The organism is Streptomyces sp. NPDC001513 (assembly GCF_042894695.1).
Classification (GTDB): domain Bacteria; phylum Actinomycetota; class Actinomycetes; order Streptomycetales; family Streptomycetaceae; genus Streptomyces.
On the sequence record NZ_JBIAVU010000003.1, the window covers coordinates 311,296 to 330,686 of the forward strand.

20 protein-coding genes are annotated in these 19,391 nt (G+C 73.4%); 12 read left to right on the forward strand and 8 right to left on the reverse strand.

Going from position 1 to position 19,391, the window contains the following annotated elements; all coding sequences use genetic code 11:
* Window positions 1–4: 4 nt before the first annotated feature.
* Window positions 5–1,174 (reverse strand): acyl-CoA dehydrogenase family protein, encoded by a 1,170-nt coding sequence (locus ACFYZ4_RS07955; RefSeq protein ID WP_390783343.1) that lies wholly within the window; start codon window positions 1,172–1,174, stop codon window positions 5–7.
* Window positions 1,171–2,760, reverse strand: coding sequence for a FadD3 family acyl-CoA ligase (locus ACFYZ4_RS07960; protein WP_390783344.1), 1,590 nt, complete (start codon window positions 2,758–2,760; stop codon window positions 1,171–1,173). The genes ACFYZ4_RS07955 and ACFYZ4_RS07960 overlap by 4 nt, the downstream gene beginning before the upstream one ends.
* A 111-nt stretch (window positions 2,761–2,871) precedes the next feature.
* Here ACFYZ4_RS07960 and ACFYZ4_RS07965 point away from each other — a divergent pair, with 111 nt between their 5' ends.
* Window positions 2,872–3,429 (forward strand): flavin reductase family protein, encoded by a 558-nt coding sequence (locus ACFYZ4_RS07965; protein ID WP_390783345.1) that lies wholly within the window; start codon window positions 2,872–2,874, stop codon window positions 3,427–3,429.
* Here ACFYZ4_RS07965 and ACFYZ4_RS07970 read toward each other — a convergent pair.
* Complete coding sequence (locus tag ACFYZ4_RS07970) at window positions 3,324–3,935, reverse strand: helix-turn-helix transcriptional regulator (protein ID WP_390783346.1); 612 nt, start codon at window positions 3,933–3,935, stop codon at window positions 3,324–3,326. The genes ACFYZ4_RS07965 and ACFYZ4_RS07970 overlap by 106 nt on opposite strands.
* A gap of 106 nt (window positions 3,936–4,041) precedes the next feature.
* Between ACFYZ4_RS07970 and ACFYZ4_RS07975 the strand changes: the two genes are divergently transcribed.
* From ACFYZ4_RS07975 to ACFYZ4_RS07990, 4 genes are read left to right on the forward strand one after another with little or no spacing between them, the layout of a single operon-like run.
* Complete coding sequence (locus ACFYZ4_RS07975; protein WP_351291996.1) at window positions 4,042–5,163, forward strand: LLM class flavin-dependent oxidoreductase; 1,122 nt, start codon at window positions 4,042–4,044, stop codon at window positions 5,161–5,163.
* Between the two features lie 3 nt (window positions 5,164–5,166).
* Window positions 5,167–5,898 (forward strand): glucose 1-dehydrogenase, encoded by a 732-nt coding sequence (locus ACFYZ4_RS07980; protein ID WP_351291994.1) that lies wholly within the window; start codon window positions 5,167–5,169, stop codon window positions 5,896–5,898.
* A complete protein-coding gene (locus tag ACFYZ4_RS07985; protein WP_390783347.1) occupies window positions 5,895–6,857 on the forward strand; it encodes an alpha/beta hydrolase in 963 nt (320 codons plus the stop codon). Before ACFYZ4_RS07980 ends, ACFYZ4_RS07985 begins: the two co-directional genes overlap by 4 nt.
* A gap of 7 nt (window positions 6,858–6,864) precedes the next feature.
* Complete coding sequence (locus ACFYZ4_RS07990; protein ID WP_390783348.1) at window positions 6,865–7,416, forward strand: hypothetical protein; 552 nt, start codon at window positions 6,865–6,867, stop codon at window positions 7,414–7,416.
* Window positions 7,417–7,423: 7 nt separating this feature from the next.
* Here the strand turns inward: ACFYZ4_RS07990 and ACFYZ4_RS07995 are convergent, their stop codons facing one another.
* Window positions 7,424–7,885 carry a hypothetical protein gene (locus ACFYZ4_RS07995; RefSeq protein WP_351291988.1) on the reverse strand — a complete coding sequence of 154 codons (462 nt, stop codon included), beginning with the start codon at window positions 7,883–7,885 and terminating at the stop codon, window positions 7,424–7,426.
* 54 nt (window positions 7,886–7,939) lie between these two features.
* Here ACFYZ4_RS07995 and ACFYZ4_RS08000 point away from each other — a divergent pair, with 54 nt between their 5' ends.
* On the forward strand, window positions 7,940–8,671 hold the full coding sequence (locus ACFYZ4_RS08000) for a class I SAM-dependent methyltransferase (RefSeq protein WP_390783349.1): 732 nt from the start codon (window positions 7,940–7,942) through the stop codon (window positions 8,669–8,671).
* 610 nt (window positions 8,672–9,281) lie between these two features.
* Here ACFYZ4_RS08000 and ACFYZ4_RS08005 read toward each other — a convergent pair.
* The 3 genes from ACFYZ4_RS08005 to ACFYZ4_RS08015 are packed head-to-tail and all read right to left on the reverse strand — an operon-like array spanning window position 9,282 to window position 12,321.
* Window positions 9,282–10,274 carry an acyl-CoA dehydrogenase family protein gene (locus ACFYZ4_RS08005; RefSeq protein WP_390783350.1) on the reverse strand — a complete coding sequence of 331 codons (993 nt, stop codon included), beginning with the start codon at window positions 10,272–10,274 and terminating at the stop codon, window positions 9,282–9,284.
* Window positions 10,274–11,419, reverse strand: a complete 1,146-nt coding sequence (locus ACFYZ4_RS08010; RefSeq protein ID WP_390783351.1) for an acyl-CoA dehydrogenase family protein — start codon at window positions 11,417–11,419, stop codon at window positions 10,274–10,276. The genes ACFYZ4_RS08005 and ACFYZ4_RS08010 overlap by 1 nt, the downstream gene beginning before the upstream one ends.
* Window positions 11,419–12,321 carry an enoyl-CoA hydratase gene (locus tag ACFYZ4_RS08015; RefSeq protein ID WP_390783352.1) on the reverse strand — a complete coding sequence of 301 codons (903 nt, stop codon included), beginning with the start codon at window positions 12,319–12,321 and terminating at the stop codon, window positions 11,419–11,421. Before ACFYZ4_RS08015 ends, ACFYZ4_RS08010 begins: the two co-directional genes overlap by 1 nt.
* A gap of 46 nt (window positions 12,322–12,367) precedes the next feature.
* Here ACFYZ4_RS08015 and ACFYZ4_RS08020 point away from each other — a divergent pair, with 46 nt between their 5' ends.
* From ACFYZ4_RS08020 to ACFYZ4_RS08045, 6 genes are all read left to right on the forward strand, one after another.
* Entirely contained in the window at window positions 12,368–13,516 is a 1,149-nt protein-coding gene (locus ACFYZ4_RS08020; RefSeq protein WP_390783353.1) for an acyl-CoA dehydrogenase family protein, read from the forward strand.
* Window positions 13,513–14,295, forward strand: coding sequence for an SDR family oxidoreductase (locus tag ACFYZ4_RS08025; RefSeq protein WP_384341926.1), 783 nt, complete (start codon window positions 13,513–13,515; stop codon window positions 14,293–14,295). The genes ACFYZ4_RS08020 and ACFYZ4_RS08025 overlap by 4 nt, the downstream gene beginning before the upstream one ends.
* 26 nt (window positions 14,296–14,321) lie before the next feature.
* Complete coding sequence (locus ACFYZ4_RS08030; protein ID WP_351289559.1) at window positions 14,322–14,960, forward strand: TetR/AcrR family transcriptional regulator; 639 nt, start codon at window positions 14,322–14,324, stop codon at window positions 14,958–14,960.
* 23 nt (window positions 14,961–14,983) lie between these two features.
* A complete protein-coding gene (locus ACFYZ4_RS08035) occupies window positions 14,984–16,141 on the forward strand; it encodes an acetyl-CoA C-acetyltransferase (protein ID WP_362853920.1) in 1,158 nt (385 codons plus the stop codon).
* Between the two features lie 246 nt (window positions 16,142–16,387).
* Window positions 16,388–16,591, forward strand: coding sequence for a cold-shock protein (locus tag ACFYZ4_RS08040; RefSeq protein WP_030010141.1), 204 nt, complete (start codon window positions 16,388–16,390; stop codon window positions 16,589–16,591).
* A gap of 100 nt (window positions 16,592–16,691) precedes the next feature.
* Complete coding sequence (locus ACFYZ4_RS08045) at window positions 16,692–18,383, forward strand: DEAD/DEAH box helicase (protein WP_390783354.1); 1,692 nt, start codon at window positions 16,692–16,694, stop codon at window positions 18,381–18,383.
* A gap of 62 nt (window positions 18,384–18,445) precedes the next feature.
* Here ACFYZ4_RS08045 and ACFYZ4_RS08050 read toward each other — a convergent pair whose 3' ends face one another.
* A complete protein-coding gene (locus ACFYZ4_RS08050; protein ID WP_384348221.1) occupies window positions 18,446–19,381 on the reverse strand; it encodes a tyrosine-protein phosphatase in 936 nt (311 codons plus the stop codon).
* Window positions 19,382–19,391: the final 10 nt, after the last annotated feature.

Genomic DNA, 19,391 nt, shown 5'->3' on the forward strand with positions numbered 1-19,391 from the left:
TACGTCAGAGCGCCCCGCCGAAACCCAGGTCTTCCGCAAGCCGGGCCCGGTGCGCGGTCGGTGACCCGAAGAGGAGGGCGGAGCCGTGGGCCCGCTTGAAGAACTCGTGCGCCGGGTGCTCCCAGGTGATGCCGATGCCACCGTGCAGCTGGATCATCTCCCCGGCGACGTACGCGTACGCCTGCGAGCAGGCCGACTTGGCGGCGGCCGCGAGCCGCGGCGGGGCGTCGGCGTCGGCCGCAGCGGCGGCCAGCGCCCCGGCCGTCTCCACCGCCGTGTGCATGTCGGCGAGCCGGTGCTTCACCGCCTGGAAGGAGCCGATGGGCCGGCCGAACTGGATCCGGTCCTTCGCGTACCGGACCGTCACCTCCAGCGCCCGCGCGGCGGCCCCCACCTGCTCGGCGGCCAGCGCGGTGCAGGCCAGGTCGCGGACCCGGGCCAGGACCGCGGCGCCGTCGGGCGAGAGCAGCCGGGCCGGGGTCCGGTCCAGGGTCAGCTCCGCGAGCGGGCGGGTGCGGTCCAGGGTGGACCGTACGGTGAAGGCCGCGGGCGGGGCGGTGAGTTCGAACAGGCCGAGCCGGCCCGTGCCGGTGCCCTGGCCGGGCGCTTCGCCGGGCGCGGGGTCGGCGGCGATGACGGCGAAGGCCAGGACGAGGGCCGGCTCGGCCGGGCCCGCCAGCACGTACCGCTTGCCACCCGTGAGCAGCCATCCCCCGCCGTCCTGCACCGCCCGCGTGGCCGTATCGGCGGCCTCCCACCCCCCGCGCCCGGAGCCCGGCCCGACGAGTCCGCCCGTGCTCCCCGCAGGGGTCTGCGCAGGGGCCTCGGCCCAGGCCAGCGCGCCCACCACCGCGCCCTCGGCCAGCCCGGGCAGGTGCCGGGCGCACGCCTGCCGGTCACCGGCCGCGAGCAGCGCCTGGACGGTCAGCACCGCCGAGCCCAGATACGGTACGGGGCTCAGCGCACGGCCCAGCTCCGCCATGACCACCCCCACCTCGGCGGCCCCGCAGCCCAGCCCGCCGTACTCCTGCGGCACGGCCAGTGCGGCCGCGCCCACCTGCGCCGTCAGCGGGGCCCAGGCCGCGTGGCCGGGGTGGCGGTCGAGCACTGCCCGTACCGCGTCGCGTAGTTCCCGCAGTTCCCGCTGTTCGGCGGTCCGCGCCGGCCCGCTCATGCGCGCTCCTCCCGCGCCGCGCGGCGCAGCTCGGCCTTCAGCAGCTTGCCGCCCGCGTTGCGCGGGAGCTCCGGCAGCCGGGTGAACCGCCGCGGCACCTTGAAGTTGGCCAGCCGCTCCCGGGTCCAGGCGGTCAGCTCCGCGGCCGTGACGGGGGCGGAGGTGACCACGTAGGCCACGCCGACCTCGCCGAGCCGTTCGTCCGGGGCCCCGACCACGGCCGCGTCGGTGACGGCGGGGTGGGTCAGCAGCACGTTCTCCACCTCGGCCGGATAGGCGTTGAAGCCGCCGACCACGTACATGTCCTTCAGCCGGTCGGTGATCGAGAGGTAGCCGCGCCCGTCCAGGACGCCGACGTCCCCGGTGCGCAGCCAGCCGTCGGGCAGCACGGCCTCGGCGGTGGACGCCGGGTCGTCCAGGTATCCGGGGGTGACGTGGTAGCCGCGCACCTGCACCTCACCGGGCTCCCCGGCGGGCAGCACCTCGCCCAGCGGGGACACGATCCGCACCTCGGTGTCCGGCAGCGGCAGGCCGACGGTGTGGGCGACGGTCCAGGCGTCGGCGTCGGTGGGGCAGACGGTGACCACGCCGCCGGACTCCGTCAGTCCGTACGCGGTGAACACGTCGGGGGCGCCCAGCACGCTCCGGATCTCCTCGACGAGGGCGGCGGGCACGGAGGCCGCGCCGGTGCCGGCCAGCCGCAGCGCGGACAGGTCGAAGGAGGCGCGCGCGGGGTGCCGGATCAGGCCGTGGAAGACGGTCGGCGGGCCCATCAGGCAGGACACGCGCTCGGCGGCCATGCGGACCAGGATGCGGTCGGTGTCGTAGACGGCCTCCGGGAGCATGGTCGCCCCGCGCAGCAGGCAGGCCAGGACGCCGGCCTTGTAGCCGAAGGTGTGGAAGAAGGGGTTGACCAGCAGGTACCGGTCCCCGGGGCGCAGGGTGACCAGCTGCGACCAGGAGGTGTAGAGCCGGATGGTCTGGCCGTGGGTGGTCGTCACCCCTTTGGAGCGGCCGGTGGTGCCGGAGGTGTAGAGGATGTCGCTCAGGTCCTCCGGGCGGATCAGGTCGGCGCGGGCGAGGCGTTCGGCCTCGGTGACGGAGGCGCCGGCGGCCAGGTACGCCTCCCAGGACTCGGGGCCCGTCCCGCCGCGCAGGACGACGGTGGAGGAGAGCGCCCCGAGGTCCTCGCCCGAGGAGTGCAGGGCCTCGACGTAGTCGGTGCCGAGGAAGCCGCGCTCGGTGAAGAGGACGCGGGCGCCGCTGCGCCGGATGATGGCGGCCGTCTCGGCGGGCTTGTAGCGGGTGTTGACGGGTACGAGGACCGCTCCGGCGCCGACCGCGCCCAGGGCGGCGGTGATCCACCGGCGGCTGTTGGGCGCCCAGATCGCCACCCGGTCCCCGGGCCGGACGCCGTGCGCGATGGCCGCGCGGGCGGCGGCGGCGATCTCGGCGGCGAGCTGCGCGAAGGTCCAGCGGACCTCTCCGTCGGCGAGCGCCTCGCGCTCCCCGTAGACGGCGGCCGCGTACTCCGGGAGCCGGGCGAGCGTGGCGGGCGGTAGGGGCATCGGTTGCATCGGTGGCATTCGGGCCCTCCCTCCTTGCTACTTGACGAGCGAGCGTGGGCGGTATCCAATCACACGTGTTTCGGTTAGGCATATACCTAGTAGAAATAATCAGGAGATCGGGAGGCTTCCATGACGTCCATGGACCTGAAGTCCGTCCTGTCCAGCTTCTGCACCGGCGTCGCCGTCATCACGGCAGGCGGAGGCGACGGCCGTCCCGCCGGGATGGCCGTGCAGTCCTTCTCATCGGTGTCGCTGGACCCGCCGCTGGTCTGCTTCTGCCCCGCCCGGACCTCGGCCACCTGGCCGCGGATCGAGGCCGCCGGGGCCTTCGCCGTCAACATCCTGGCCGCCGACCAGGAGGAGCTGTGCCGCCGGTTCGCCGTCACGGGCGGGGACAAGTTCGCCGGCGTGCCCTGGAGTGCGGGCGGCAACGGCGCGCCCCTGCTCGACGGGGTCCTCGCGAGCGTCGAATGCGATCTGGAAGGCGTGCTGGACGGCGGTGACCACGCCATCGTGCTCGGCCGGGTCACCGGCCTGACCGCGCACCGCGGCGGTCCGCCGCTGCTGTACTTCCGGCGCTCCTACGGCAGCTTGCCGGGCTCCCCGGGCCTGCCGGGCTTCCCGAGCCCCCCGAGCTCGTCGATGTCCTCCAGCATCCTTGCCGCGAGGTCGCGCTCGGAGGCGTAGTACCGCTCCGCCCACTTGAGGGTGAGCGTCGGGTACGCCCACGCCGCCTCGTCCTTCGCGCCCTCCGCGTCGGCCACCGCGCGCCGGCGCATCTGCTCCGCGAACTCCTGGTGCTGTACGAGGACTTCGCGCATCTGCTCCGGCTCCAGCAGATGGCCCAGCCACAGCCGCAGCATCGGCCCGTGCTTGAGGACGGGCGGGTCGACCGGGGCCTCGCGGGCCCATTCCCGTACGGCCGTCATGCCCTCGTCGGTGATCCGGTACACCCGCTTGTCGCGGGTCCCGGTGTCCTGGGCGACCATCCGCGAGGAGGCGTAGCCGGCCTTCTCCAGGCGCTTGAGCTCGCTGTAGATCTGGCTGAACGACGGGCTCCAGTAGAAGAACCGCAGCGACCAGTCCGACCACTTCTTCAGGTCGTAGCCGGAGAGCTCCTCTCCGAAGGAGAGCAGCCCGAGCACCGCCCAGCTGGTCGCGGGGAGCGCGCGCTTGTTCGTCTCGTCTGCCACGCAGCGCAGTCTACGACCGGTCCTCGCGGCGCCCTTCCCCCTGCGAGATATGACTGCTAGAAGTATTCCTATTAGAAATACATCGCCCCGAACCTACGGAGGCCCCGTGAAGTTCTCGATGATCTTCGAGGCGCAGCTCGTCGACCCGACCCCGGAGCGCGAACGCCAGGTCATCCACGACTGCGTCGAACAGGCCGTCTTCGCCGAGGAGATGGGATTCGACCGCATCTGGGCGGTCGAGCACCACTCCCTCACCCGGTACGCGCACATGAGCGCCTCCGAGATCTTCCTGACCTGGGTGGCCGCCCGCACCCGGCGGATCCGCATCGGCCACGGCGTCGTCACCCTGCCCTTCGGCTACCAGCACCCGGTGCGCGTCGCCGAGCGCGCGGCCATGCTCGACGTGCTCTCCGGCGGCCGCGTCGACATCGGCGCCGGCCGCGGGGCCACCCGCCAGGAGATGTCCATGTACGGGGTCCGGCCCGAGGACACCTACCCGCAGATGGAGGAGGCGCTGCGGATCTTCGCCGCCGCCTGGCGGGAGCCGGAGTTCGAATGGCACGGCTCCCTCGACATCGGGCCGGGCGCGATCCTGCCCCGCCCGGTCCAGGACCCGCACCCGCCGCTCTTCATGGCCTGCTCCAAGCACGACACGCTCAAGCTGGCCGCCGAACTCGGCATCGGCGCCCTGGTGATGGGCTTCGCCGGAGCCGACGACGTACGGGCCATGCGCAAGGTCTACGACGAGGCCATCGCCACCCGCACCGGGGAGCGCCTGGTGTCGACCGAGGTCAACGACCACCTGTCCGCCCTCTGCCCGACCATCGTCCTCGACGACGCCGAGCGGGCCCTGCGGCTCGGCACCCGCGGCCAGCGCTTCTTCGCCGAGTCCATCGCGCACTGGTACGGCAACGGCCCCGTGCCCACCGGGTACGCGGAAGAGGACGACCACGTCGGCGCGCTGGCCAAGGGCCGCGAGGAACTCGTCGCCCGACTGCACGAGGCGAACATCCCGGCCCGCCCGGTGGACACGGGCACCTACAACGCGGACCACGCGTACGGCAGTGCCGAGACCGCCATCGCGTACGTCGAGCAGCTGCGCGAGATCGGCGTCGACGAGGTGATGTGCCTGATCCAGATGGGCACGGTGCCCCAGGAGGCGTGCATGGAGACCATCCGCCAGTGGGGCGAGAAGGTCATCCCGCACTTCCGCGCGCTGGAGGGCTGAGCCGTGGGTGTCTCCCTAGAAGGGAAGGTCGTCGTGGTCACCGGCGCCGGGCGCGGCCAGGGCGCCGCCGGGGCCCGGCTGTTCGCGGAGGCGGGGGCGCGGGTGGTCGTCACGGACGTACGGGAGGACGAGGGCCGGGCGGTGGCCGCGGAACTCGGCGACCAGGGCCTGTACGTCCGCCACGACGTGGCCGACGCGGCGAGCTGGGCGACGGTGGTGAGGGAGGCGGTGCGTGCCTTCGGCACCGTATCGGCCCTGGTCAACAACGCGGCCCTGTGGCGCACGGCCCACGTGGAGCAGCAGCGGCTCGACGACTTCGAGGCCCTGCTGCGGGTCAACCTGCTGGGTCCGTTCCTCGGCATCCAGGCCGTGGCCCCGGTGCTGCGGGCGGGCGGGGGCGGCTCCGTCGTCAACATCTCCTCCACCGCCGGACTGGTCGGGATACCGGGCCACGCGGCCTACGGGTCGACCAAGTTCGGGCTGCGCGGACTGACCCGGTCGGCGGCGCTCGACCTGGCCGGGGACCGGATCCGGGTCAACTCGGTGCACCCCGGGGCCATCGACACCCCGATGGTGGCCGAGGCGGTCGCGGGCCGGGACTGGTCGCACCTGCCGCTGGGGCGGATGGGCCGCCCGGAGGAGGTCGGGGAGCTCGTCCTCTTCCTCTGCTCGGACGCGTCCTCGTACGTGACGGGCGCGGAGTTCACCGTGGACGGCGGGATGACGACGGCATGAGCGGCGGCAAGAGGGACGACGGCAAGAGCGAGGGCGCCGTGGGCGGCGACGGCGCGGGCGATCCCCTGTCGCCGGCGGCCCGGCTGCTGTGCGACGCGATGACGGCGGGCTTCCCGGGGCCGGGCGACACGGCGGCCCTGCGGGCGGCGGCGGTGTCCGCCCGCCAGGGCCCGGCCGTGGCCTCGGTGTCCGACACGGTCGCGGGCGGGGTCCCGGTCCGGATCTACGATCCCGCGCCGGGCGCACGCGACCGCCCCCTGGTCGTCTTCCTCCACGGCGGCGGCTGGGTGATGTGCGGCCTGGACACCCACGACGCGACGTGCCGCTCGCTCGCGGTGGCCTCGGGCGCGGTCGTCGTCTCCGTGGACTACCGGCTCGCCCCGGAGCACCCCTGGCCGGCGGCCGTGGACGACGCGCTCGCCGTCCTGCTCTGGGCCCGCGAGGAGGCGACCGCACTCGGCTGCGACCCGGACGCGGTGGTGGTGGCGGGGGACTCCAGCGGCGGCAACCTCGCCGCGGTGACCGCCCTGCGCGCGCCCGAACTCCTCGCGGGACAGCTGCTGTTCTATCCGCCGCTCGACGCCTCGATGGGCAGCGCCTCCGTGGACGCGTACGCGGAGGGCTACTTCCACACCGCCGCCCACATGGCCTGGTACTGGGACGAGTACGGAGGGGACCCGCGGCATCCGCACGTCTCGCCCCTGTGCGCCCCCGACCTCTCCGGCCTCCCGCCCGCGCTGATCGTCCTCGCGGACTGCGACGTGCTGCGCGACGAGTGCCTCGCCTACGCCCGCCGGCTCGCGGCGGCCGGCGTCGACTGCACGGTCCAGCTCCATCCCGGCGTCTTCCACGGGTTCCTGGGCCTCCCGCTGCCCGCCGCGCGGGACGCCCTCGCGGGAGCGTCGGCCTGGCTGTCCGCCACCCCTCGGCACGGTGCACCGGAGTCTCGCGGGGCATGATGTGTCCATGGCTGAACTGATACGGAGGCTGGTCGGGGCGATCCTGCGCAACGGCCTCCTCCTGACAGCGGAGTTCGGTGCGGTCTGGCTGCTGCGGGGCCCCGAGTGGTCCTGGGTCCCGGTCCTGCTGGCCGTCTTCGTCCTCGGCGCGGCCGTCCCGCACGGCACCGGCGCGGAGTTCGTCGCCCGCACCGCGGTCGCCCTCTTCGCCGTGGGGATCGTGGTGCTCGCCGGGATCACCTGGGACCGGCACACCCTCCACGAGAACGGCCGGGAGGAGACGGCGGTCGTCGCCTCGCGCACGATGGTGGAGGACGGCTCCGGCTACGCCCCGTCCCTGCGCCTGCGTACGGAGGAGGGCCGCGACCTGCCCGGACCGGTGACCCTGGACCTGCAGGCCGGGGCCCGCCTGACCGTGACGACGGACCCGGACGGCCCGTCCTGGTCCCTGGGCGGGCGCCCCGACCGCCCGCTCTGGCAGGCGGCCGGGACCGCGGCGCTGCTCCTGCTCCAGAGCGCCACCCTCGGCGTGCTGTGCCTGCGCCGCCCCCGCACCTGAACGGCGGCTACTCCTTGATGAGGTAGGAGCAGCCCTTCGTGTTCTTCACGCCGTCGCTCTCCGCGACCTGCTTGCCGTCGACCTTGATGGTGCACGGCGCCTGCTGGAGCTTGCCGTCGGCGCCCGTGATCGTGCCCGGGACGACGTTCACCAGGTAGCCCACCTTCCGCTCCGCGGCGGTGAGTTCGGCGGTGCCCGACTTCGACCACGGTAGGGTCTGCTGCTCGAAACCGCTGCCGACGCCGCTGTACATGACCGCCGTCTTGCCGGTGCCCCCGACCTCCAGCGTCACCTCGTGCGTCGCGCCGCCGGACTTGGCGGGCGGCGCGGACGACGCGGGGGCCGGGGAGGCGGCAGCGGGCTTGCCGCCGTCGACGGCCGGCTTCGGGGCGTCGCTGCCGCAGCCCGTGAGGAGCACCGCCGCCGCGCACAGCGTCATCGCGGACATCGCCGTCTTCGTCCTTCGCATGTTTCCGGTACCTCGATCTTGTTGCTCGTTTGCGTGATCGAAAACAATGGACGCATGACGACACGCGCCCGTTCCTTCGATTCCGCAGCAGCTCTGTACGCCGCGAGCCGGCCGGGCTACCCGCCGGCCCTGTACGACGCCCTGGAGGAGCTCGCCGGGCGGCCGCTCGCCGGGGCGCGCGTGGCCGACGTGGGGGCGGGGACCGGGATCGCCACCGCGCTGCTGCACGAGCGCGGGGCCGAGGTCGTCGCCGTGGAGCCCGGGGACGGGATGGCCGCCGAGTTCCGGCGGGCGAACCCCTCGATCCCGCTCGTGCGCGGGGACGGGGACCGGCTGCCGCTGGCGAGCGGCGCGTTCGACCTGCTCACCTACGCCCAGGCCTGGCACTGGACCGACCCGGCCCGCTCCGTCCCCGAGGCCCGCCGCGTGCTGCGTCCGGGCGGGGCGCTCGCCGTCTGGTGGAACGACACGGACTCCGACGTGCCGTGGATCGCCGAGCAGGAGGAGCGGCTGCGCGTCTTCTTCCGGGCCGCGGAGGGCGTGAACGGCTTCCGCACCCTGCCGCAGGGGCTGGGCGAGTTCACCACCCGCGCCCTGCGCTGGTCGCGCCGCATCACGCTCGACGCCCACCTCGCGAACCTCGCCAGCCACTCCGCCTTCCTGGTCCTCGGCGAAGCCGGCACCCGGGAGTACTTCGCGGCGGAACGGGCGCTGCTGACCCCGCTCTTCCCGGACGGCACGGTCGAGGAACAGTACGTCGTGACGCTCAGCCTCGCCCGAACCTGACGCGCCGCCGCCGCGCCTCAATCGCCGCCGAGGCCGAAGCTGGATCGTGCGGCTCAGCCCCGCACCCCGCGCCTCAATCGCTGGCGAGGCTGAATTTGTGCGGCGGAGGCTGGATGGTGGGGCGGGTTGGGTGGTGCGCGTGGCTGGATGGTGCGGCTCAAAGCTCGGGGCTCCGCCCCGCACCCCGCCGGGCTCCGCCCGGACCCGCTCCTCAAACGCCGGAGGGGCTGAAGTGGTGCGGCGAAGCTGAATGGTGCAGCCAGGCTGGAGTCGGTGCGGCAGGGCTGAAGGATCGGCGCAGCCGGGCCGGTTGGGGCGGGGGCGGGTGTGTGTCGGGGTGATCCCCGCAGGGCGCCGAACGCCTCGGGGCTGCGCTCTCCGACCCCTCGTCACGTTCGGCGTCCGAGGAGACGCCCCGGCGCGCGCCCGGCCCCGGCACAACCGGCCCCCACCCGAAGCCCGGCCCGAGCGGCGTAGCCAACCGGCGCCCGGCCCCGGCCCAACCGGCCCCGCCTCGGCCCGACTCCGGCACAGCCGGCGCCCCGCACCCCGCCCGAGCGGCGCAGCCAACCGGCGGCGCAGCCAACCGGCGGCGGAGCCGACCGGACCCCTACCCCTCCCGCCGCCGCAGGATCTCCGCCCGGCAGGTCGACGGTGTGCCCCACGCGTCCCGGAGCGGGCGGGCCTTGCGCAGCCACAGGGACAGGTCGAGCTCCTCCGTGTAGCCGGCCGCGCCGTGGAGTTGGAGCGCGGTCGCCGCGGCCCGGTGGCAGGCCTCGCCCGCCGACAGCTTCGCCGCCGCCACGTCCGGCGCGGCCGGCGACAGGGCCGCCGCCCACACCAGCGGGCGGGCGAACTCCAGGGCGAGCAGGGTGTCCGCCAGGCGGTGCTTGACCGCCTGGAAGGACCCGATCGGGACGCCGAACTGCGTGCGCTGCTTCACGTACTCCACCGTCCTGGCCAGCAGCGCCTCGCCCACGCCCAGGCACTGGGCCGCCGTCAGCAGGCGCGCCCACCGCAGGGCCGTCTCCGCCGCGGCCGCCACCGCCGGGCCCGCGGCCAGGAGTTCGCCGTCCGGGGCCGGCCGGAACAGCCGCCGCGCCGGGTCCGTCGACGCCAGCGGCGTCCCGCGCCCGCCCGCCAGCCGCAGCTCGCCCGCCGGCGACACGGTGAAGCAGTGCGTCGCCGCGTCCGCGTCCAGGGCGTACGGGCCGCCGCCCGGCAGGGTCAGCGTGGCCGAGGACTCGCCCGCGACCAGCCCCGGGACGAACCGTTTCGCCAGTTCTTCGTCGACGACGGTCCCCAGCTCCGACAGGAGGACGGACACGGCCGCGCTCTCCACCAGCGGCCCCGGCACCCCCGCCCGGCCCAGCTCCACGAAGCCGAGGGACAGCTCCAGCGGGAGCAGTCCGAGGCCCTCGTACGGCTCCGTCGCGGCCAGCGCGAACAGGCCCGTCCCCGCGACCCGCGACCACAGCGCCCGCCCCGGCCCGTGCGCGCCGTCCGCCCAGGCCCGTACCGTCGCCGGGACCTCCGCCGCCCCCAGCAGGGAGCGCAGCGTACGGGCGAAGTCCGCCTGCTCGTCGGTCGGCAGGAAGCGCATCAGCGGCGTCCCTTCGGAAGGCCGAGCAGCCGCTCGGCGATGATGTCGCGCTGGATCTCGTTCGTCCCCGCGTAGATCGGCCCGGCCAGGGAGAAGATCCACGGCTCGGCCCACTCGCCCTCCGCGAGCTCCGCGTCCGCGCCCAGCAGGTCCAGCGCCGTCTCGTGCAGGGCGATGTCGTACTCCGACCAGAACACCTTGTTCAGACTGGACTCGGCGCCGATCGTCTCGCCCGCCGCGAACCGGGCGGCGTTGACCCAGGTGAACAGCTCGTACGCGCGCGCCCCGACCACCGCGTCCGCCACCCGGTCCCGCAGCGCGGTGTCGGAGGGGTCTCCCTGCGCGTGCCACAGCCCGGTCAGCCGGTCCGCCGCCGCCAGGAAGCGGCCGGGGGAGCGCAGGGTCAGCCCCCGCTCGTTGCCGGTCGTCGACATGGCGATCCGCCAGCCCTGCCCCGGCTCCCCGATCACGTCCTCGTCCGGTACGAAGACCCCGTCCAGGAAGAGCTCCGCGAAGGCCGGCTTGCCGTCGAGGCGGCCGATGGGCCGCACCGTCACCCCGGGCGCCCGCAGGTCGAACATCAGGTACGTCAGCCCCTGGTGCGGTTTCGGGGCGTCCGGGTCGGTGCGGAAGATCCCGAAGGCGCGGTCCGCGAAGGCCGCCCGCGAGGACCAGGTCTTCTGCCCGGACAGCAGCCAGCCGCCCTCCGTCCGTACCGCCCGCGACTTCAGCGAGGCCAGGTCGGAGCCCGACTCCGGCTCCGACCAGGCCTGCGCCCAGATCACCTCGCCGCTCGCCATCGTCGGCAGCACCCGGGCCCGCTGCTCCGGCGTCGCGTGGTCGAAGAGGGTCGGCGCGAGGAGGTTGATGCCGTTCTGCGAGACCCGGCCGGGCGCGCCCGCCGCCCAGTACTCCTCCTCGAAGACCAGCCACTTCACGAGGTCCACGCCCCGGCCCCCGTACTCCTCGGGCCAGGACACCACCGACCAGCGGTCCGCGTGCAGCAGCGCCTCCCACTCCCGGTGGGCCGCGAACCCCTCACGCGTCTCCAGGGAGGGCAGCGGCCGCGCCGGTACGTGCCTGGCCAGCCAGGCGCGCGCCTCGGCCCGGAAGGCCTCCGTGTCCGCCGTGTGCACCAGCTCCATCAGCCGTTCGCCTCCTTCAGGGCGGCACTCTTCAGCGCGGCACTCTTCATCGTGGCGCTCTTCATGGCGGCGCTCTTCATCGCGGACACGTTCATGCCGCCGAGCGAGTCCGCGGCCGTCTCCGCGTTGTGGGCGTGTGCCAGGTGGTGCAGGCCGAACACCGAGTCCATGCCGGTGTGCAGCCCCTGGAGGTCCTCGGCCTGGTTCACGGCCCGCTTGGTCAGGGCCAGTCCGAAGCCGGGCATCTCGGCGATCCGCAGGGCCAGCAGGTCGGTGGCCTCCGCCAGCGCGTCCCGTTCCACGACCCGGTTGACCATGCCGACCTCGTACGCGCGCCGGGCGGGCATCCGGTCCCCGGTGTAGAGGAACTCCTTCGCGATGCGCGGCGGCATCGCCCACGGGTGCGCGAAGTACTCGACGCCGGGGATGCCCATCCGGACGACCGGGTCCGCGAAGAAGGCGTCCTCGCTCGCCACGATCAGGTCGCAGACCCACGCCAGCATCAGCCCGCCCGCCACGCAGGCCCCGTGCACGGAGGCGATCACCGGCTTCGGCAGCTCCCGCCAGCGCCGGCACATCCCCAGGTACACCTCCGACTCGCGCGCGAAGCGGGATTCGGCGCCCGCCCGGCCGCAGTGGTCCCACCACAGGCCGGCCCGCCGCTCGAAGGGGAGGTGGGCGTCGCGCTCCGGGGTGCCGATGTCGTGGCCCGCGGAGAAGTGCTCCCCGGCGCCCGCCAGGACGACCACCCGCACCTCGGGATCGTCGGCGGCGCGGTAGAAGGCGTCGTCCAGGGCGTAGGTCATGGCGCTGTTCTGCGCGTTGCGGTAGCGGGGGCGGTTCATGGTCACGTACGCGACCGGGCCGCGCCGCTCGTACAGCACCACCGGGGCTTCGGGCATGCGGGGATCCTTCCCTAACAAGTGTTTGGTAGGTTAACGTACGGCCATGAGCAGCGTCGAGGAGTTCCGCACCGAGGTTCGGAGTTGGCTCCGGGCCCACCTCGCCGGCGAGTTCGCCGCCCTCAAGGGCCGCGGCGGACCCGGCCGGGAGCACGAGGCCTTCGCCGAACGCCTCGCGTGGGAACGCCACATGGCCGCCCACGGCTGGACCTGCCTCGGCTGGCCCGTCGAGTACGGCGGCCGCGGCGCGAGCGTCCCGCAGCAGATCGCCTTCCACGAGGAGTACGCCCTCGCCGACGCACCCGCCCGCGTCAACCACATCGGCGAGCAGCTGCTCGGCCCCACCCTCATCGCCCACGGCACCGAGGAGCAGCGGCGCCGCTTCCTCCCGCCCATCCGGGCCGTGGAGGAGCTGTGGTGCCAGGGCTACAGCGAGCCCGGCGCCGGCTCCGACCTGGCAGCCGTCCGCACCCGCGCCGCCCTCCACGACGGGGAGTGGGTGGTGGACGGCCAGAAGACCTGGACCTCCCTCGCCCACCAGGCCCAGTGGTGCTTCGTCCTCGCCCGCACCGAACCGGGCTCCCGCCGCCACGCCGGCCTGTCCTACCTCCTGGTCCCCATGGACCAGGCCGCGGTCGAGGTCCGGCCGATCGTGCAGCTCACCGGCACCTCCGAGTTCAACGAGGTCTACTTCGACGGCGCCCGCACCGACGCCGCCCACATCGTCGGCGCACCGGGCGACGGCTGGCGCATCGCCCTGGCCACCCTCGGCTACGAGCGCGGCGTCTCCACCCTCGGCCAGCAGGTCGGCTTCCGCCGCGAGCTCGAAGCCCTCGCCGAACTCGCCCGCACCAACGGCGCGATCGCCGACCCGCTGATCCGCGACCGCCTCGTCCAGGCCTGGATCGGCCTGGAGACCATGCGGGCCATCGCCCTGAGCCCCGGTACCGCGCCCTCCACCGCCAAGCTGTACTGGGCCCGCTGGCACCGCGACCTCGGCGAGCTCGCCATGGACGTGTGCGCCGCCGCCTCGCTCGTCGCCGCCGGCGCGCACGGGGACCCGTACGAGCTCGACGACTGGCAGCGGCTCTTCCTCTTCTCCCGCGCCGACACGATCTACGCGGGCTCGGACGAGATCCAGCGCACCCTCATCGCCGAGCGGATCCTCGGCCTTCCCAAGGAGGTACGGGCGTGAGCACCCCCGACTATGTCCCCGGGCACGGACTGCTGAAGGACCGCACCGCCGTCATCACCGCGGCCGCCGGGGCCGGGATCGGCGGGGCCACCGCCCGCCGCTTCCTGGAGGAGGGCGCCCGCATCGTCATCGGCGACGCCCACGCCCGCCGCCTCAAGGAGACCGAGGAGGCGCTCGCCGCAGAGTTCGGCGCGGACCGGGTCGCCTCCCTGCCCTGCGACGTCACCGACGAGGACCAGGTCGCGGCCCTCTTCGCGCTCGCCGAACAGACCCACGGCCGCCTCGACGTCGTCGTCAACAACGCCGGACTCGGCGGCACCGCCGCCCTCGTCGACATGACCGACGAACAGTGGGGCAAGGTCCTCGACGTCACCCTGAACGGCACCTTCCGCTGCACCCGCGCCGCACTGCGCTCGTTCAAGGCGTCCGGCGCGGGCGGGGTCGTCGTCAACAACGCCTCCGTCGTCGGCTGGCGCGCCCAGACCGGCCAGGCCCACTACGCCGCCGCCAAGGCCGGGGTGATGGCGCTGACCCGCTGCGCGGCCCTGGAGGCCGCGGAGTTCGGCGTACGGATCAACGCGGTCGCCCCGAGCCTGGCCATGCACCCGCACCTGGTGAAGGTCACCAGCGCGGAGCTGCTGGCCGAACTCACCGCCCGCGAGGCCTTCGGCCGGTACGCCGAACCCTGGGAGGTCGCCAACGTCATCGTCTTCCTGGCCAGCGGCTATTCCTCGTACATGACCGGCGAGACCGTGTCGGTCAGCAGCCAGCACGCCTAGCGGATGCCTTGGCCGAGAATGGGCGCGTGCCAACGAACCAGCCGAACCAGCCGACACCCAAGAAGAAGCCGCAGGTGACGGCCTCGCCCGAGCGGCGCCGCGAACTCCTCGACACCGCCGCCGAGGTCTTCGCCGCCCAGGGCTACAACGCCACCACCGTCCGCAAGATCGCCGACGCCGCCGGCATGCTCGCCGGCAGCCTCTACTACCACTTCGATTCCAAGGAATCGATGCTCGACGAGATCCTCTCCGCCTTCCTCACCGAACTGTGGGAGGGCTACGACACCGTCCTCGCCGCCGGTCTCGGCCCCAGGGAGACCATCGAGGCCCTCGTCACCGAGTCCTTCCGGGAGATCGACCGGCACCGCGCCGCCGTCGCGATCTACCAGAAGGAGTCCCGCACCCTCTCCGCTCAGCCCCGCTTCCACTACCTGTCCGACTCGCAGCAGAAGTTCGAGAAGGCCTGGCTGGGGACGCTGGAGCGGGGGGTCGCCGCCAAGGTCTTCCGCGCCGACCTCGACATCCGCCTCACCTACCGCTTCGTGCGCGACACGGTGTGGGTGGCGGCGTCCTGGTACCGGCCGGGCGGACAGCACAGCCCCGAGGAGATCGCCCGCCAGTACCTGTCGATGGTGCTGGACGGGATCGCCCTCCGCCCCACATGACAGATCCGATCCGAGGAGTCCCGATGCCCGAGGCCTACATAGTCGACGCGGTACGCACCCCCGTGGGGCGCCGCAAGGGCGGACTGTCCGCCGTCCACCCCGCCGACCTGGGCGCACACGTCCTGAAGGCGCTGGTCGAGCGGTCCGGGGTGGACCCGGCCGCCGTGGAGGACGTGGTGTTCGGCTGCCTCGACACGGTGGGTCCGCAGGCCGGCGACATCGCCCGGACCGCCTGGCTGGCCGCGGGCCTCCCGGAGGAGGTGCCCGGGGTCACCGTCGACCGCCAGTGCGGGTCCTCGCAGCAGGCCGTGCACTTCGCGGCCCAGGGGGTGCTCTCCGGGACCCAGGACCTGGTGGTCGCGGGCGGCACCCAGAACATGTCGATGATCCCGATCGCCTTCGCCTCGCGGCAGGCGGCGGAGCCCCTGGGCCTCACCGAGGGCCCGTACGCGGGATCGGCGGGCTGGCGGGCCCGGTACGGCGACGCCCCGGTCAACCAGTTCCACGGCGCCCAGCTCATCGCACAGAAGTGGGGGATCACCCGGCAGGACATGGAGGAGTTCGCCCTCCGCTCCCACCAGCGGGCGATCCGGGCCATCGACGAGGGGCGGTTCGCCCGCGAGACGGTGGCGTACGGGGACGTGAGCGTGGACGAGGGCCCCCGCCGGGACACGACGCTGGAGAAGATGGCGACCCTCAAGCCGGTGGTCGAGGGCGGCACCATCACCGCCGCGGTCTCCTCCCAGGTCTCGGACGGCGCGGCGGCCATGCTGATCGCCTCCGAGCGGGCCGTACGGGAACACGGCCTGCGGCCCCGCGCCCGCATCCACCACCTCTCGGTCCGCGGCGAGGACCCCATCCGGATGCTGTCCGCGCCGATCCCGGCGACGGCGTACGCGCTGAAGAAGACCGGCATGTCGCTGGCCGACATCGACCTGGTGGAGATCAACGAGGCCTTCGCCCCGGTGGTGCTCGCCTGGCTCAAGGAGACCGGAGCCGACCCGGAGCGGGTCAACGTCAACGGCGGCGCGATCGCCCTGGGCCACCCCCTGGGCGCGACGGGGGTGAAGCTGATGACCACGCTCCTGCACGAGCTGGAGCGCACCGGAGGCCGCTACGGCCTCCAGACCATGTGCGAGGGCGGCGGCCAGGCCAACGTGACCATCATCGAGCGGCTCTGACCCCGGCCCCGGCGGGCCCCGACACCCCCGGCGGAACCGGGGCCCCGCCGGGAGTTTTCACACGGACGACGCAGGTCACACGGTCGCGGGCACACCGAGGCGTGGAGGTGTGCTAGCTTAGAGCTCGTTGCAGTTGTGGTACCCATGAACTTTATGTGCGCCTGACGGGAATGATCCTCAGGCGCTTTTATTGTTTTGCCGGAATCTCCGGATGGGGCCCTTTGCCGCCTATTCAGGAGATTCAAAATGGCACTTGGCACCGTGAAGTGGTTCAACTCGGAAAAGGGCTTCGGCTTCATCGAGCAGGACGGTGGCGGCCCGGACGTCTTCGCCCACTACTCGAACATCGCCACCCAGGGCTTCCGTGAGCTCCAGGAGGGCCAGCGCGTGTCCTTCGACGTCACCCAGGGTCAGAAGGGCCCCCAGGCGGAGAACATCATCCCCGCCTAATTCCTTCAGCATGCCGGGGTCCGCACCGTGAGGTGCGGACCCCGGCTTGTCTGCTGTTTCGACCTTGTTGTACCTGCCGGTTTCAGGAGGGCATTTCCGCATGACCAGCTCCAGCTCCGCACGACCCAGCCGCCGCCCCACCCGGGGCCGAGGCGCGGCCCAGGGACGTCCGAAGGCTGGTGCGGGACGGCAGAAGTCCGCCCCCGTTGCCAGGCCGCAGGAATTCACCATGCCCGAACCGCTGACCCCGGCGCTCCCGCCGGTGGCCGCGTTCGAGGACATGGACATGCCCGAGGCGCTGCTGAAGACCCTCGCAGCCCAGGGCGTCACCGAGCCGTTCCCGATCCAGGCCGCGACGCTGCCGAACTCGCTCGCCGCCCGTGACCTGCTCGGCCGTGGCCGCACCGGCTCCGGCAAGACGCTGGCCTTCGGCCTGGCGCTGCTGGCCCGTACCGCCGGCCACCGCGCGCAGCCGAAGCAGCCGCTCGCGCTGGTCCTCGTACCCACCCGTGAGCTCGCGCAGCAGGTCACCGACGCCCTGGCCCCGTACGCCACGGCCGTCAACCTGCGCATCGCGACCGTCGTCGGCGGCATGTCGATCAACCGGCAGTCCGGCGCCCTGCGCCGCGGCGCCGAGGTGCTCGTCGCCACCCCCGGCCGTCTGAAGGACCTCATCGACCGCGGTGACGCCGACCTCTCGCAGGTGGGCATCACCGTCCTCGACGAGGCCGACCAGATGACCGACATGGGCTTCATGCCGCAGGTCACCGCGCTGCTCAAGCAGGTGCGGCCCGAGGGCCAGACCATGCTCTTCTCGGCGACGCTCGACAAGAACATCGACAAGCTCGTCAAGATGTTCCTGCACGACCCGGTCGCCTTCTCCGTCGACCCGTCCGCCGGCGCGGTCAGCACGATGGAGCACCACGTCCTGTACGTCATGGACGAGACCGACAAGAAGGCCGTGGCGACGCGTATAGCCGCTCGCGACGGCCGGGTGATCATGTTCGTGGACACCAAGCGCGGGGTCGACCGCATGGTCAAGAAGCTCCTCGCGGACGGCGTCCGCGCCTCCGGCCTGCACGGCGGCCGCTCCCAGCCGCAGCGCAACCGCACCCTGGACTGGTTCAAGACGGGCGAGGTCACCGCGCTGGTGGCGACGAACGTCGCCGCGCGCGGCATCCACATCGACGACCTCGACCTCGTCGTCAACGTGGACCCGCCCACCGACCACAAGGACTACCTGCACCGCGGCGGCCGTACCGCCCGCGCCGGCGAGTCCGGCAGCGTGGTCACCCTGGTGCTGCCCGACCAGAAGCGGGACATGACCCGTCTGATGTCGGACGCCGGGATCTCCCCGCGCACCGCGCAGATCAAGTCCTCCGACGAGGAGCTGTCCCGGCTGACCGGCGCCAAGGAGCCCTCGGGCATCCCGGTGGTGCTGGACGTGCCGCAGCCGACCGCGCCCAAGCAGCGCAACGGCTCCGGGTCCGGATCCGGTTCGGGCTCCGGCTCGCGCCGGCGTTCGGGCGGGCCGCGCACCGGCTCCGCCACGGGCAGCGCGCAGCCGGCCGGCGGCCGTGGCCGCCGTTCCGGTGGCGGTGCTTCCGGGCAGGCCCCGGCGGCCTCCGGGTCGGGCCAGGCCCGCCGCGGCGGCCAGGGCGGCGGCGCGGCCGCCGGCTCCGGCGAGCGCGGCCGGCGTACCGGTGGCGGTGCGGCCTCCGGCGGTGCGGCTGCGGCTTCGGCGCGCAGCCGCGTCGGATCGGGCGGGCAGGGCCGCCGCCGCGCGGTCTGACCACAGGCAGTGATCACGACGCCGGGCAGTGCTTCTCGCACTGCCCGGCGTCGTTCTGTCCGCTAGCGGACCATCTTGTTCTGGAGCCTCGCCAGCGTCCACAGGTCCAGGCCGAGGCCCTGCGTCAGGTAGCCGTAGAAGCTGCCGTAGTCGGCCTCCATCCGGGCCGTCGCCGCGTCCAGGTAGTCCTGGCGGACCTCCTGGAGCGGGATCAGCAGGTCGGGGTTCTGCATGCGACCCGACTGCTTGAGGCCCGCCCGCAGCCGGGCGTCATAGGCGGCGCGGAAGGTGTTCGACGCCAGGTAGTCGCGCTCGGCGGAGTCCTCGGGGACGGCCAGCGCGCGCAGCAGGACGTAACTCATCCAGCCGGTCCGGTCCTTGCCGGAGGTGCAGTGGTAGAGGACCGGCCCCTGGCCGCCGTCCGCTATCTCCCGCAGGGTCGCCGCGAACTGCGCCCGGTTCTCGGGGCTGGTCACGAACGTCCGGTAGATGTCGCGCATGTAGGCCTCGGCGCGGCCGCCGCCGAGCATCTGTTCCTGGGTGACGGGGTCTCCGCTGGCGATCGCGCCGACGAGGGTTCCGTACAGGCCCAGGTCGCTGACCGGGCGCGCGGTGGCGGTGAGCCCGGACGGCAGCCGGTCGGCGCCGTCGTACTGGAGCTCCATGGGGATGCGGAAATCGACGACCTTCGTGAGGCCGAGACCGGAGACGGTGGTGACGTCGGCGTCGGTCAGCTTGCTCAGTGCGTCGGAGCGGTAGACGAGTCCCTGGCGGACCTTGCCGCCGGTCCAGGTGCGGTAGCCGCCGAGGTCACGGACGTTGACCGCGCCTTGGAGGGGGATCTGGCGAATCGTTTCCGCTTGTGGCTGGGTCTGGTGGTGCCGGGCGCTGACCCCGGCTCCGGGCGCCGCCGCCGCGTACGCGGAGGCGGGCAGGGTCCCGATGGCGAGAGCGGCGGCGGCCGCCGCGGTCGCCAGGCGGATTCGGGCACGGCTCATGGAGGCGACT

What these genes read in the sequence shown, in the direction of transcription:
- ACFYZ4_RS07955 (WP_390783343.1), bottom strand. Translation starts at nt 1,174, where the DNA reads ATGAGCGGGCCGGCGCGGACCGCCGAACAGCGGGAACTGCGGGAACTA.
- ACFYZ4_RS07960 (WP_390783344.1), bottom strand. Translation starts at nt 2,760, where the DNA reads ATGCCACCGATGCAACCGATGCCCCTACCGCCCGCCACGCTCGCCCGG.
- ACFYZ4_RS07965 (WP_390783345.1), top strand. Translation starts at nt 2,872, where the DNA reads ATGACGTCCATGGACCTGAAGTCCGTCCTGTCCAGCTTCTGCACCGGC.
- ACFYZ4_RS07985 (WP_390783347.1), top strand. Translation starts at nt 5,895, where the DNA reads ATGAGCGGCGGCAAGAGGGACGACGGCAAGAGCGAGGGCGCCGTGGGC.
- ACFYZ4_RS07990 (WP_390783348.1), top strand. Translation starts at nt 6,865, where the DNA reads ATGGCTGAACTGATACGGAGGCTGGTCGGGGCGATCCTGCGCAACGGC.
- ACFYZ4_RS07995 (WP_351291988.1), bottom strand. Translation starts at nt 7,885, where the DNA reads ATGCGAAGGACGAAGACGGCGATGTCCGCGATGACGCTGTGCGCGGCG.
- ACFYZ4_RS08000 (WP_390783349.1), top strand. Translation starts at nt 7,940, where the DNA reads ATGACGACACGCGCCCGTTCCTTCGATTCCGCAGCAGCTCTGTACGCC.
- ACFYZ4_RS08005 (WP_390783350.1), bottom strand. Translation starts at nt 10,274, where the DNA reads ATGCGCTTCCTGCCGACCGACGAGCAGGCGGACTTCGCCCGTACGCTG.
- ACFYZ4_RS08010 (WP_390783351.1), bottom strand. Translation starts at nt 11,419, where the DNA reads ATGGAGCTGGTGCACACGGCGGACACGGAGGCCTTCCGGGCCGAGGCG.
- ACFYZ4_RS08015 (WP_390783352.1), bottom strand. Translation starts at nt 12,321, where the DNA reads ATGCCCGAAGCCCCGGTGGTGCTGTACGAGCGGCGCGGCCCGGTCGCG.
- ACFYZ4_RS08020 (WP_390783353.1), top strand. Translation starts at nt 12,368, where the DNA reads ATGAGCAGCGTCGAGGAGTTCCGCACCGAGGTTCGGAGTTGGCTCCGG.
- ACFYZ4_RS08035 (WP_362853920.1), top strand. Translation starts at nt 14,984, where the DNA reads ATGCCCGAGGCCTACATAGTCGACGCGGTACGCACCCCCGTGGGGCGC.
- ACFYZ4_RS08040 (WP_030010141.1), top strand. Translation starts at nt 16,388, where the DNA reads ATGGCACTTGGCACCGTGAAGTGGTTCAACTCGGAAAAGGGCTTCGGC.
- ACFYZ4_RS08045 (WP_390783354.1), top strand. Translation starts at nt 16,692, where the DNA reads ATGACCAGCTCCAGCTCCGCACGACCCAGCCGCCGCCCCACCCGGGGC.
- ACFYZ4_RS08050 (WP_384348221.1), bottom strand. Translation starts at nt 19,381, where the DNA reads ATGAGCCGTGCCCGAATCCGCCTGGCGACCGCGGCGGCCGCCGCCGCT.